The following is a 12,793-nucleotide window of genomic DNA, read 5'->3' as shown; positions in this document are numbered from 1 at the left end:
GCGGCTCGAAGAGCCGAACCCGGAATCTCGAGCTTCCGGGTTCGATGCTGCGCATCGCCCCGGAATGACTTACGAACTAAAACGACGTCCCGGCCCTTCGCGGCTTGACCTCATCCAGCTCAGCCTCGCGCGGCACCGGTGAAATACGGAGCGCGGTGATGCGGTTGCGTTCGCGGCGGAGGACGCGGAAGCGGAAGCCGTGGAAGGTGAAGCTCTGGCCGCGATCGGGGATCGAGCGCGCCTCGTGAATGACGAGGCCCGCCACCGTCGTTGCCTCCTCGTCGGGCAGGTGCCAGTCGAGCGCACGGTTGAGATCGCGGATCGGCACCGAGCCGTCGACCACGACGGAGCCATCGGGCTGGCGGCGCACGCCGGCGACCACGACGTCGTGCTCGTCGGAGATGTCGCCGACGATCTCCTCCAGAATGTCTTCCAGCGTCACGAGGCCCTCGACCTCGCCGTACTCGTCGACGACCAGCGCGAAATGGGTCTTGCGACGGCGGAACGCCTTGAGCTGCTGGGAGATCGGCCGCATCTCCGGCACGAACCAGGGCGGCAGCATGATGGTGGTGACGTCGATGCGCGAGGTATCGCCCTCCGAGGCGCGGATGGCCCGCAACAGATCCTTGGCGTGCAGGATGCCGATGATGTTCTCCGACTTGTCGCGCCACAGCGGAATGCGGGTGTATTCGGTGGCCAGCACCTCTCGCACCAGCTCTTCCGGCGGCAGGTCGGCATTGATCATCACCATGGCGGTGCGGTGAACCATCACGTCAGACACCGTCAGCTCGCCGAGGCGGAAGACGTTGTGGATGTATTCGGCCTCGCCGCTCTCGATCTTGCCGTGCACGGCGGATTCCTCGACCAGGCCCTCGATCTCGGAATCCGTCAGGATCTCGTGCTGCGAAAACTCCTTAACTCCGATCAGACGCAGGACCGCGCCCGACGCCGCGTTGAGGCACCAGCTCAGCGGATAGAACACCAGGTAGGAGGCATGAAGCGGATACGCGATCCACTGCGATACCGGCATCGGCTCCCTGATCGCGAGCGTCTTCGGCACCTGCTCGCCGATGATGATGTGCAGCGATGAGAAGACCAGGAACCCCGCCACGAAGGAGGTGAAGTGCAGCGTGGCCTCCGACATTCCGAGCGGATGGAGGACCGGGCTCAGCAGCGCGGCAACGGTGGGCTCACCGATCCAGCCCAGCCCGAGCGAGGCCATGGTGATGCCGAGCTGGCAGCAGGCGAGATAGGATTCGATGTTGCCCATCATCCTCTGCAGCAGGCGCGCGCCGAAGCGGTTCTGCTCGACCATGGCTTTGACGCGAAAGCCGCGGCTCTTCACCAGCGCGAATTCCGCCGCCACGTAGAATGCATTGGCGGCGAGCAGGAGGACCGCAAGCAGCAGATTGATCGAGATCGAACTCATGTTTGCCTCGCGACCGTCTCGACCTTCGCCGCTTGGCGTGCCCCAGATCCAGACGGTCCTGCCATCACTGCGATAGTTTCGCCTTCAGAAAATCGCGCACCGGAGTAGGCTCGACGTCCTTGGCGATTACGGCGCGGCCCACGGCCTTCAGCAGGATGAAGGTGAGCTTGCCGCGCTGGACCTTCTTGTCCTGTGCCATCAGGGCCATCAGCGCATCGGCGTCGGCAAGGCCTTCCTGGGCAAAGCCCGCGATGTCCTGCAAGCGCGTCGGCAAGCCGACTTCGATCAGGTGGCGTTCGACGCGGGCTGCATCGGCCTCGCCGATCATGCCGAGCTTTGCCGAGAACTGCGCCGCCAGCGTCATGCCGATGGCGACGCCCTCGCCGTGGAACAGGCGGTCGGAGAAGCCGGTCGCAGCTTCCAGCGCATGGCCGAAAGTGTGACCGAGATTGAGCAGCGCGCGCTCGCCGGTCTCGCGCTCGTCGCGCGAGACGACGCCCGCCTTGGCGCGGCAGGAGGTGGCGATGGCATGCTCGCGGGCCGAGCTGCCCTTGAAGATGTCGGCATGGTTCTTTTCCAGCCAGGCAAAGAAGGCCTCGTCGCCGAGCACACCGTATTTGGCGACCTCGGCATAGCCGGCACGGAATTGCCGCGGCGACAGCGTGTCGAGCACGGCGGTGTCGGCGATCACCAGCACCGGCTGGTGGAAGGCACCGAGCAAATTCTTGCCCTGCGGCGAATTGATGCCGGTCTTGCCGCCGACGGAGGAATCGACCTGCGCCAGCAGCGAGGTCGGCACCTGCACGAAGTCGACGCCGCGGCGCAGGATCGCCGCCGCGAAACCGGCGAGATCGCCGACCACACCGCCGCCGAGTGCGATGACGAGATCGTTGCGCTCGATCTTGGCGGCGATCAGGGCCTCGCTGACCTTCTCCAGGCCGGCATAGGTCTTCGAGATCTCGCCCTCCTCGACCACGATGCGCGCAGTCGGGATGCCGGCTGCGGCAAGCGAAGCCTCCGTGGGCTCGAGCCAGTGCTTTGCGACGGTGCGGTCGGTGACAATGGCAGTGCGCACGCCCGGGCGCAGGCGCGCGATACGCTCGCCGAGCGAGGCCAGCACGCCGCAGCCGATGACGATGTCATAGGCGCGGTCGCCGAGCGCGACGTCGACATTGACGGGATCGGAATGTTTCAAAGGCGCAGTCATCGTACGGCACTCGCAACGTCGGCAGGTGGATGGGACGCCTGCTCGCGGCAGAGATGGGCCCGCAGCGTCTCGATGCATTCCTCGACGATCTTGTCGTGCGGCACGTCGCGCGAGGCAATGGTGAGGTCGGCATGGCCATAGACCGGCTCGCGCTCGGTGAGCAGGCGCGTCACGGTTCCTTCGGGATCGGCGGTCTGCAGCAACGGGCGATCGGCACGGCGCCGCACGCGGCGCATGATGACGTCGTGGTCCGCCTTGAGCCAGAGCGAGACCGCTCTTGCGGCGATGCGCGCCCGCGTCTCCTCGCGCATGAAGGCGCCGCCGCCGGTCGCAAGCACGATGGGACCGCCGTCCAAGAGCCGCGCGATCACCCGGGCCTCGCCGTCGCGGAAATGCGGCTCGCCATGGCGCTCGAAGATTTCCGGTATGGTCATGCCGGCCGCCGCCTCGATCTCGGTGTCGGCGTCGACGAAGGGCAGCTTGAGCCGCGCCGCCATGCGGCGGCCGATGGTGGATTTGCCCACCCCCATCATGCCGACGAGCACGATCGAGCGCGTCCCGAGCGCCGACAGGATGTCGGTCTCAGGCGAACCGGGTAGCGGCAACGCGGCGTCGGACATGTCTGGCTCGAAAAGGATCTCGCTCGAACTGCCGCCCAAAGCGGCAGGCTTTGGCCACCTATACGACCCCCTTGGGGCCCTCGCCAGAGGACTCTTGCCACGAAACGGCGAACATGTTGGATGATTTCATTGGTTAATTCGCCACGCCCCGAGACCTCTCCCGATGCCCAGCCTGTTCCGGTTCCTGACGGTCGTCGCCGTGATCGCCGGCATCGTCTATGCCGGCGTCTTCGCGCTGGCGAACTTCGTCAATCCGAAGCCGCGGGAAATGACGGTGACGATCCCGCCTGACAGGTTTCTCAAGAAATAGGCCTCTGCTCCGAGCGTCAGCCGGTCCGTCCGTTCGGCGTCAGCGCATGGCGCATCAGGCGCAGGAACAGCTGGGTATCTTCGAGAAGATTCTGGCCGGCGGCCTGCGCCTCCTTAATGCCTTCCATCGCCGCGACGATGATGCCGGCGAGGTCGGTCGGCGAGGCCTTCAGATGATCTAAGGTGATCGCATTCGTTGTTTGCGCATCGGCAAGTGCGCGAGCCAGCAAGGCCACCAATTGGGCGCGTGCTGCCAAGGTGATGTCCTTGGCGAGCGCCATATTGGCGTCGAACAATTCAGCGGCGTCCGCGCTGCCGGCGAATGGCGCGATCAGATCGCGTTGGAATGCCGCGATCGCCAGCTCGATCCGGCTGAAAACGTCGCCGTCGCCGGCGAGCGCGGCTTCGACACTCTGCATCGTCTTGGCATGCGCACGCGCCGACCCCGCCCGGAACAACTCCTCCTTGCTGCCGAAGCTCAAGTAGAGCGCCGCACGCGAGATGCCCGCCGCGCGCGCGATGTCGGCCATTGACGTCTTGCGAAAGCCGAGGCGGACGAACACCGGCAGCGCTGCGTCGAGAATAGCCCCGGCCTTGTGATCGCTGTCTCTCATCAAGACATATTGACATCTGATGTCTAGTTCGTCAAAAAGACGATTAGACAATTGTAGTCCAATTGTCTAATTTGATAAATCAGAGCTAAGGGATTGAAATAGAATGGATCCTCGACCTGCTCCTTCAGCCGCCACGGTGCTCGTGACCGGCATTGGAGGATTTCTCGGTGGCCATGTTGCCCAGCAATTGCTGGCAAGCGGTTATCGCGTGCGCGGGACCGTCCGCAATCTGGACGCCTGCGACGAGATCCCAAAGCGGCTTTGCGCGACCGCGACCGCCGCCAAGGCCCTTAGCTTTACCCGGGCCGACCTCTGCTCCGATGACGGTTGGGACGACGCGCTGGAGGGCTGTCACTACGTTATCCACACGGCCTCGCCATTTCCGGCGGGCTTGCCTGACAACGCGGACAACCTGATCCGGACCGCGCGCGACGGCGCGCTCCGGGTGTTGCGCGCCGCTCATAAGGCCGGCGTGTCACGCGTGGTGCTGACATCCTCGATTGCCGCCACCAATCACGGCAGCGGCCGGCCTCCCTATACCGAAAACGATTGGACTGATCCCGCCAGCGCGCGAGCGACGCCCTACTACAAATCCAAAACCCTGGCAGAGCAGGCGGCCTGGAGCTTCGCACGCTGTCACGGGCTCGATCTATGCGTGATCAATCCCGCCATGATCTTCGGACCGCTGCTCGGCCCTCAATACGGCACGTCCGTCGGACTGATCCAGCAGATGATGAGCGGCAAGTTGAAGCGTGTCCCGCGCTTCGGCTTTGCGATCGTCGACGTGCGCGACGTGGCCGACGCTCATATCCGCGCGATGACCTGCCCTGACGCTGCCGGACAGCGCTTCATCGTGGGCGGAGGTTTTTTCCGGTTAAGGGACTTGGCCGCGGTGCTGGCGACATCGTTCCCGGACTATGCGGAGCGCTTGCCGCGCGGCGATGTGCCGAACTGGATGGTGAGGGCGCTGGCCCCGTTCAGCGGGCGCTCCCGCATGATCGTGCACGAGCTCGACCGCGATCTCAGCGTCAGCGCCGCCAAGGCGATTCGCGTGCTGAACTGGAGGCCGCGGCCCGATGAGGATTGCATTCGCGCCAGCGCTCAAAGTCTGATCGACCATCGCCTGATCGCCACGCCATAGCACGGCCGTAACCCACCTCACTCTTGCAGAATTGGAGAACCACCAATGACCACGCATGCGACCGACACGGACTCACCGCAAGCTGAGCACATCCGCAACACCGAGCGGGCGCGGTTGCGCGCGTTGGTGAACGGGCACATCGCGCAGGCGGAGCAGCTTCACGCGCCGGAGTTTCAGTTGATTACGCCGATCGGCATGCCGCTGTCCAAGCAAGAATATCTGGGTGCGATCCAGAGCGGGCAGATCAAATATCTGATCTGGGAGCCCGGCGCGATCGCCGTTCGGCAGCACAAGGACCACGCGGTGATTCGATATCGCGCCAGGCTCGAGATCGTCTTTGGCGGCCATCGCGTTGCCCCCGCGGATTATTGGCACACTGACACCTATGAGCGCCGCGACGGGCACTGGATGGTGGTCTGGTCGCAGGCGACGGCGATCAGCGACAGGCCCTAGAAGGTGCGTATGACAGCCCAAACTTGCTGGTGAGTTTCTCAAGAAATAGGCGCTAGGCTCCCGCCATGCCCATCAAGCCCTCCGACACCAAGCTCACCGGCCTGTTCCTCGACATGCTCGCGGCGGAACAGGGCGCGGGGGCCAACACGCTCGATGCCTACCGCCGCGACCTCACCGATTTCTCGGAATTTCTGGGCCGCGTCGGCCACACATTCGTCGACGCGCAGACCCAGACGCTGCGCGATTATCTCGCCGATCTCGACACGCGGGGCTTCAAATCCACCAGCGTCGCCCGCCGCCTGTCGGCGATGCGGCATCTCTATCGCTTTCTTCTGAACGAACGGATCAGGACCGACGATCCCGCGGCGATCCTGTCGGGGCCCAAGCGCGGCCGCGGCCTGCCGAAGGTGCTGTCGATCGCCGATGTCGACCGCATGCTCCGCCGCGCTAAGGAATTGAGCGAGGCGGAGGATGCCTCGCCATCGAAACGGCTGCGCGCGTTGAGGCTTTATTGCCTGCTCGAAGTTCTCTACGCCACCGGCTTGCGCGTCTCCGAGCTGGTGGCGCTGCCGCGCTCGGCGGCCAAGCGCGATGCGCGCATGATCGTGGTGCGGGGCAAGGGCAACAAGGAGCGCCTGGTGCCGCTCAACGAGGCCTCGCGCCAGGCGATGGCGGATTATCTCGCCGCGACGGAAGCTGCTAAAACCGACAAGAAGACTGGCGCGGCGGCGTCGAAATGGCTGTTTCCTTCGTTCGGCGAGAGCGGGCATCTGACGCGGCAGCATTTTGCCCGCGACCTGAAGGAGCTCGCGGTCGCTTCCGGGTTGCAGGCCCGCCTGGTCTCCCCGCACGTGCTGCGCCACGCCTTTGCCAGCCATCTGCTGCACAACGGCGCCGATTTGCGCATCGTGCAGACCTTGCTCGGCCACACCGACATCTCGACCACCCAAATCTACACCCACGTCGTCGAGGAGCGGCTGAAGAGCCTGGTGCGCGACCTGCACCCGCTGGCGGAGAAGTAGGCGGGTTCGTAGCCCGGATGAGCGCAGCGACATCCGGGACCGGTGCCCGATGCACCACCTACCCGGATATCGCTTCGCTCATCCGGGCTACGGCACCACCGAAACCGCCTTGACTTCGGCCACATCTCCGCAGAAAGAGCCGTGGCCTCACGACTGATTTGGCTGGCGGCTCCCGAGCACACAGGCCAAACCATTGAAGAAACTACACTTCTTTCCGCGGCCCCGACCTCGCTTCGCTCTCGAGCCCCGTCCCCTTATATTGAGTTGATGCAAGACCAGATGCGCAGCTATCTCGACTTCGAAAAGCCCGTCGCCGAGCTCGACTCCAAGGTCGACGAATTGCGCGCGCTGGCGGCCACCGGCACCGACATCAGCGACGAGGTCGGGCGGATCGAGGACAAGGCGGCGCAGGCGCTGGCCGACCTCTATACGAACCTGACACCGTGGCAGAAGACGCTGGTGGCCCGGCATCCGCAGCGGCCGCATTTCAACGACTTCATCAAGGGCCTGATCACCGAATTCACCCCGCTCGCCGGCGACCGCAAGTTCGGCGAGGACGAGGCGCTGGTCGCCGGCTTCGGCCGCTTCCGCGGCGAGCCGATCTGCGTGATGGGCCAGGAGAAGGGCGATTCCACCGAAAGCCGTATCAGGCACAATTTCGGCATGGCCCGCCCCGAAGGCTATCGCAAATGCGTGCGGCTGATGGAGATGGCCGAGCGTTTCGGCCTGCCGGTGCTGTCGCTCGCCGATTCCGCCGGCGCCTATCCCGGCATTGGCGCCGAGGAGCGCGGCCAGGCCGAGGCGATCGCGCGCTCGACCGATGCCTGTCTGGCGCTGACCGTGCCGAACGTCGCCATCATCACCGGCGAGGGCATGTCGGGCGGCGCCATCGCCATCACCACCGCCAACAAGGTGTTGATGCTAGAGCACGCGATCTACAGCGTGATCTCGCCGGAGGCGGCGTCCTCCATCCTCTGGCGCGACGGCACCAAGGCGCAGGAAGCCGCCAACAACATGAAGATCACCGCCCAGGACATGCTGCGCTTCGGGGTGATCGACCAGATCCTGAAAGAGCCGGTCGGCGGCGCCCATCGCGACCCCGCCGCCATGATCGCCACCACCGGGGATGGCATCGCCAAGGCGTTCGACGAGCTCCGCGGCCTCGACGGCGACGCCATCCGCAAGCAGCGCCGGCAGAAATTCCTCGATATCGGCCGAAAACTGGGCTGATTCGAGCGGGTTTTCGTGTCCCGGACGCGCTGCAGCGTGAAACGCTGCTGCGCAGAGCCGGGACCCATCTCCAACCCTGGTCCAAACCCTGGCCCCGGCTCTGCGTCGCACCGCTGACGCGCTGCGCCGCGTCCGGGGCACGAGGGACCACCAGTAACCCCGCATTAACCCTTTTTTTGCCCAAATCAGCGATCTGAGTCCCGCTGGGCCCGGAAGGCCCAAGTACGGCCCAAAGTCGCGTCCATTTAGGCTTCGTTGACCATGCCACTGGGCCAACGGGCTCGTGATCCCCGCTCGGGTTGCGACCGGATGACCCAGAGGTTAGAATTTTAATCAATGGCTTCAGGGCATAAGCGCTGGGGCGTGAGCTGAAAAAACCCGTCACGACGGGTCCGGTTGCCCGGTCGGATCATGCTCCAAACGATTGGGGTTCGCGCGCACTGCCCGGCACCGTGTGGGGTCCATCTTGATTTCTCGTTCGCTTGCTCGCGCGCTCTTGGCTTCGGTTGCGCTGATGATGGCCGGCGGTCTCTTGGCCGGCTGCAACAGCGACCAGGTCTCGCTCGCGACCAACGCCAAGGCCAACCAGCCGGTGCCGCCGAAGCTGCTCGCCGCGATGACCGAGAAGGACATGGATCTGCAATCGCCGATCCTGGTCCGCCTGTTCAAGCAGGAGGCCGAGCTCGAAGTCTGGAAGCAGACCCGCTCAGGCCAGTTCGCACTGCTCAAGACCTATCCGATCTGCCGCTGGTCCGGCGATCTCGGCCCCAAGGTGCGCGAAGGCGACCGCCAGGCGCCGGAAGGATTCTACTCGATCAATCCCGGCCAGATGAATCCGCAATCGGCGTACTACCTGTCGTTCAACACCGGCTATCCGAACGCGTTCGACAAGGCGCTTGGGCGCACCGGCTCGCAGCTGATGGTGCACGGCGATTGTTCTTCGCGCGGCTGTTACGCCATGACGGACGAGCAGATCGCCGAGATCTATTCGCTCGGGCGTGAATCCTTCTTCGGCGGCCAGAAGGCGTTCCAGCTCCAGGCCTATCCGTTCAAGATGACGCCGGTGAACATGGCCAAGCACCGGACCAACCCGAACATGCCGTTCTGGAAGATGATCAAGGAAGGCTATGATCATTTCGAGGTGACGCGGCAGGAGCCGAAGGTCGATTTCTGCGAGAAGAAATACGTCTTCGACGCCGCGAAGCCGGCGAACGCCAAGCGTGATCTGGTGTTCGACGCCTCGGCGAAGTGCCCGGCCTATGTGATCCCCGAGGAAATCGCGAGCGCCGTGCGCGGCAAGCAGGCCAAGGACGAAGCCGAATACGCAAGGCTCGTCGCCAAGGGCACGCCGGTGGCGCGCATGAACACCGGCATCGACGGCGGCATGAACAAGGTGTTCGCGGCCAAGATTCCGGAAGGCTCGACCGGCCTGTCGGAAGGCGCCGAAGGCACCACGCTGCAGATGCTGGCGATGGCGAAGGCGCCGGGCACGATCCCCGGCCACGTCAATCCGCCCAAGCCGAATCTCGATTCCGTTGCGTCCGCGCCCTCGCCGCAGGAAGAGCCGGTGGTGGCCGTGAGCGCGCCCGCGACCAGCACGCGCGTTGCCTCGGCTCAGCCCGCCGAAAAATCACAAGGCGGCTTCTTCTCCAATCTCGGCCGCAAGATGGGTCTCGGCACCGCCGACACCACCGCGACAACTGCTCCGCCGCAAGCCACCGCTTCGGTGGCACCGGCCCAGACCACCCCGACGCCGCCGACGGCAGCCTCGCGGCTCAAGGCCGCGGTGACGAGATTCGTGCCGGGCAACGACAAGAAGGAAGCCGCGAAGGAGGCGCCGAAGCCGGCCGTTGCCGCCGCCAAGCCTGCCGAGCCACCGAAGCCGCAACCCGACACGCGGCTGGCCGCAACGCGCCCGGCGCTGAAGCCGTCAGTGTCGGATAGCGCCGCCGACAGCGGCCTGATGGCGGGTTCTGCACCGGTTGTGCAGTCGAACTCGTTCGAGAGCCGGTTTGGAGCGATGAGGTAGGCGGCGAGCGATAACCGCTCCCTCCTCCAGCCCATCCAAGCTTGACGCCGTCATTCCCCGCCACCGGGTCTCGCCTTCGGCGAGCCCGATGACAGGCTCCGGCGGGGAATCCAGTATTCCAGAGACAGTCGTTTTCAATCGAGACGCCGCGGCGTACTGGATGCCCCGCTTTCGCGGAGCATGACAGTTGAGGTTGGCGTAAGAGCGGAGCGCTTCACACGCGCTCCCTACGGTGCCAGATACCGCATCAGCTCCGGATTGCCCCGCACCTGCCCCGCCTCGCCTTGCAGCGCGACGCGGCCGCGGTCGAGCACGTAGGCGTAGTCGGCAACGCGCAGCGCCAAATCGAGGTGCTGCTCGACGATGATGACGGCGATCGACTTCGCGAGCTCGATCAGGCGCTCGGTGATCTCCTCGATCACGCCGATCCAGACGCCTTCGGTCGGCTCGTCCAGCAGCAAGAGTTTGGGATCGCCCAGCATGGCGCGGCCGATGGCGAGCATCTTGCGCTCGCCGCCGGAGAGCGTGCCGGCGGGCTGGTCGAGGCGCTGGCCGAGTTTCGGGAAGATGGTCAGCACGTGATCGACTGCATCGGCCTTCTTGCTCGCGAGCGAGCCGACGGCGAGATTGTCGCGCACCGACAGGCGCGCGAACACCGAATGCTCCTGCGGCACGTAGCCGATACCGGCGCGCACGCGCTCCTGGGTGGCGCGGCGGCTGATGTCGCGGCCGTCGAAGGCGACCTCGCCCTTCCACGCCGGCAACTCGCCGACAATGGTCTTCATCAGCGTGGTCTTGCCGGCGCCGTTGCGGCCGAGCACGGCGACGCCGCCGCGCCAGGGAATGCCGAGGGTGACGTCGAACAGGACCTGGCTGCGACCATAGCCGGCGTCGAGATGCTTGATATCCAAAAATTCAGGCACGGCGCAGATAGATCTCCTGGACGGATGTGTTGGCCTGGATCTCGGACACGGTGCCCGAGGCCAGCACCTTGCCCTGGTCGAGCACGGTGAGGCGATCACAGATGTCGCGGATGAAATCGAGGTCGTGCTCGACGATGACGAGCGAGCAGTGCTGCTTGATCGGCTGCAGCAGCTCGCCGGTGACGCGGCGCTCCTCCAGGCTCATGCCGCCGGTCGGCTCGTCCAGCAGCAGCAGTTTCGGCTTGCCCGCCAGCGCCATCGCGATCTCCAGCCATTGCTGCTGGCCGTGCGAAAGCGCGGCGGCCGCGTCGAAGGCGCGGTCGGCGAGGCGGAACTGCCTCAGCATGGTCATGACCTGGTCGTGCAGTGCGCCGCGCGTGCGCGAGAACACGAGGTCGAACAGCGAGCACTGCGCCTGCAGCGCGAGCAGGATGTTGTCGTAGAGCGTCAGCGACGGCAAGACCGACGTGATCTGGAATTTCAGGCTCATGCCGGCGCGGGCACGCTCGGTCGGGGTGAAGGCGGTGATATCGGTGTTGACGAAGCTCACGTTGCCCTGGGTCGGCACCTCCGCGCCCGCAATGCACTTCATCAGCGTGCTCTTGCCGGAGCCGTTCGGACCGATCAGCCCATGAAACTCGTTCTCGCCGACGCTGAGCGCCGCGCCGTCGAGCGCGGTGAGCTTGCCGAAGACCTTCTTGATGCCCGCGGCTTCAAGGAGCATTGCGCTTCTCCTTGACGTTTTCCTTGGGTTTGGCACCGAAGCTGCCGACCCGCTCGCGCTCGCCAAGCACGAAGCTGATCAGGCCGAGCGGCCGGAACAGGATCACGAGCAGCAGCAGCAATCCCAGAATGATGGGCCAGATATCGCGGTAATTGTCCGACAGCCAGAAGCTGACGCCTTCGACGATGACGGCGCCGATGACGGCACCGATCAGCGTGCCGGAACCACCGAACAGCACGTAGAGCACCACCTGCGTCGAGACCACGACCCCGACCATGTTGGGCCAGACGAAGCCCTCGTGGAACGCGTAAAGACTGCCGGCAAGGCCGGCGACGGCGCCGCCGATGGTGAAGATGATGGCTTTCAGGTGCTGCGCCTTGTAGCCGAAGAAGGCGATGCGCTGCTCATTCTCGCGGAGGCCTGCGAGCGCCAGGCCGAATTGCGAGCGCACCAGGAAGCGGCAGAGCAGATAGACCACGACGAGGATGCCGAGCACGAGATAGTAGAACGCCGGCCCTTCCGTGAAATCATATGACCCGAGCGACATCGGCGCGATCGAGGGGATGCCGTTCTGGCCGCCGAGATAATACCAGCCGCGCGCCAGGCGGTCCGCGGCATAGGAGCCCGTCAGCGTACCCAGCGAGACGAAGATCACGCTGGAAGGATGCCGTCCCAGCAGCAGGAAGCCGCCGAGCAGCAGCGCGAAAGTGAGGCCGATCAACGTGCCCGCCGGCAGCACCAGGAAGATATTGGTGATGTCGAGGTCACGCGCGAGCAACGCGACGCCATAGCCGGCCGATCCGAAGAACAGCGCCTGGCCGAAGCTCATGATGCCGGCATAACCCCAGACCAGGTCGAACGACAGCGCGAACAGCGCGAGGATGAGCACGCGCGTTGCGAACACGGTGAGATAGTCCTGCAGCACCAGCGGCGCGAGCAGCGCCGCGAGCAACACGACGCCGTCGACGATCGGCAGGATCTTGCGGCCTGACGAACGCTCGGCTCCCGCGCCTTCTGCCATTGCACCGCCCGCTTCGTCGCCGGCATCGGCGACGACGGCCTGTCTTACCACGCTCATCGGCTTCAGCATTC

13 protein-coding genes are annotated in these 12,793 nt (G+C 65.1%); 6 read left to right on the top strand and 7 right to left on the bottom strand.

The features are described from left to right. Positions 1-76: 76 nt before the first annotated feature. From BCCGELA001_RS02940 to BCCGELA001_RS02930, 3 genes are all read right to left on the bottom strand, one after another. Positions 77-1,429, bottom strand: a complete 1,353-nt coding sequence (locus tag BCCGELA001_RS02940; protein WP_060734583.1) for a hemolysin family protein — start codon at positions 1,427-1,429, stop codon at positions 77-79. 64 nt (positions 1,430-1,493) lie between these two features. Beyond that, a complete protein-coding gene (gene aroB / locus BCCGELA001_RS02935) occupies positions 1,494-2,636 on the bottom strand; it encodes a 3-dehydroquinate synthase (RefSeq protein ID WP_060734582.1) in 1,143 nt (380 codons plus the stop codon). Further along, positions 2,633-3,256 (bottom strand): shikimate kinase, encoded by a 624-nt coding sequence (locus BCCGELA001_RS02930; RefSeq protein ID WP_008542115.1) that lies wholly within the window; start codon positions 3,254-3,256, stop codon positions 2,633-2,635. Before BCCGELA001_RS02930 ends, aroB begins: the two co-directional genes overlap by 4 nt. A 163-nt stretch (positions 3,257-3,419) precedes the next feature. Between BCCGELA001_RS02930 and BCCGELA001_RS02925 the strand changes: the two genes are divergently transcribed. Further along, positions 3,420-3,566 carry a hypothetical protein gene (locus tag BCCGELA001_RS02925; protein ID WP_008542114.1) on the top strand — a complete coding sequence of 49 codons (147 nt, stop codon included), beginning with the start codon at positions 3,420-3,422 and terminating at the stop codon, positions 3,564-3,566. A gap of 16 nt (positions 3,567-3,582) precedes the next feature. Here the strand turns inward: BCCGELA001_RS02925 and BCCGELA001_RS02920 are convergent, their stop codons facing one another. Further along, positions 3,583-4,179, bottom strand: coding sequence for a helix-turn-helix domain-containing protein (locus BCCGELA001_RS02920; protein ID WP_060734581.1), 597 nt, complete (start codon positions 4,177-4,179; stop codon positions 3,583-3,585). A 103-nt stretch (positions 4,180-4,282) separates the two neighbouring features. Here BCCGELA001_RS02920 and BCCGELA001_RS02915 point away from each other — a divergent pair, with 103 nt between their 5' ends. The 5 genes from BCCGELA001_RS02915 (at position 4,283) to BCCGELA001_RS02895 (ending at position 10,054) form a co-directional block, all read left to right on the top strand. Beyond that, positions 4,283-5,320, top strand: a complete 1,038-nt coding sequence (locus BCCGELA001_RS02915) for an SDR family oxidoreductase (protein WP_060734580.1) — start codon at positions 4,283-4,285, stop codon at positions 5,318-5,320. A 45-nt stretch (positions 5,321-5,365) separates the two neighbouring features. Continuing rightward, the gene (locus tag BCCGELA001_RS02910; RefSeq protein WP_008542107.1) at positions 5,366-5,773 is read left to right on the top strand and encodes a nuclear transport factor 2 family protein; all 408 of its coding nucleotides are present in this window, start codon (positions 5,366-5,368) and stop codon (positions 5,771-5,773) included. A gap of 65 nt (positions 5,774-5,838) precedes the next feature. Next, positions 5,839-6,795 carry a site-specific tyrosine recombinase XerD gene (gene xerD / locus BCCGELA001_RS02905; protein WP_008542105.1) on the top strand — a complete coding sequence of 319 codons (957 nt, stop codon included), beginning with the start codon at positions 5,839-5,841 and terminating at the stop codon, positions 6,793-6,795. A gap of 267 nt (positions 6,796-7,062) precedes the next feature. Then, positions 7,063-8,025 (top strand): acetyl-CoA carboxylase carboxyltransferase subunit alpha, encoded by a 963-nt coding sequence (locus tag BCCGELA001_RS02900; RefSeq protein WP_060734579.1) that lies wholly within the window; start codon positions 7,063-7,065, stop codon positions 8,023-8,025. Between the two features lie 466 nt (positions 8,026-8,491). Then, positions 8,492-10,054, top strand: coding sequence for a L,D-transpeptidase family protein (locus BCCGELA001_RS02895; RefSeq protein WP_162492951.1), 1,563 nt, complete (start codon positions 8,492-8,494; stop codon positions 10,052-10,054). Between the two features lie 227 nt (positions 10,055-10,281). On the opposite strand, the gene BCCGELA001_RS02890 is transcribed toward BCCGELA001_RS02895, so the two are convergent. Genes BCCGELA001_RS02890 through BCCGELA001_RS02880 form a run of 3 tightly spaced genes read right to left on the bottom strand, consistent with a single transcriptional unit; the run spans position 10,282 to position 12,791 of the window. After that, positions 10,282-10,977: a branched-chain amino acid ABC transporter ATP-binding protein gene (locus BCCGELA001_RS02890; RefSeq protein ID WP_060734578.1), complete on the bottom strand. Its 696-nt coding sequence runs from the start codon at positions 10,975-10,977 to the stop codon at positions 10,282-10,284. Next, complete coding sequence (locus BCCGELA001_RS02885) at positions 10,970-11,701, bottom strand: ABC transporter ATP-binding protein (RefSeq protein WP_060734577.1); 732 nt, start codon at positions 11,699-11,701, stop codon at positions 10,970-10,972. The genes BCCGELA001_RS02890 and BCCGELA001_RS02885 overlap by 8 nt, the downstream gene beginning before the upstream one ends. Then, positions 11,691-12,791: a branched-chain amino acid ABC transporter permease gene (locus BCCGELA001_RS02880; protein WP_060734576.1), complete on the bottom strand. Its 1,101-nt coding sequence runs from the start codon at positions 12,789-12,791 to the stop codon at positions 11,691-11,693. Before BCCGELA001_RS02880 ends, BCCGELA001_RS02885 begins: the two co-directional genes overlap by 11 nt. Positions 12,792-12,793: the final 2 nt, after the last annotated feature.

This window comes from Bradyrhizobium sp. CCGE-LA001 (assembly GCF_000296215.2).
In the GTDB taxonomy this organism is placed as follows: domain Bacteria; phylum Pseudomonadota; class Alphaproteobacteria; order Rhizobiales; family Xanthobacteraceae; genus Bradyrhizobium.
This window is presented reverse-complemented; position numbering and strand designations above follow the sequence as displayed.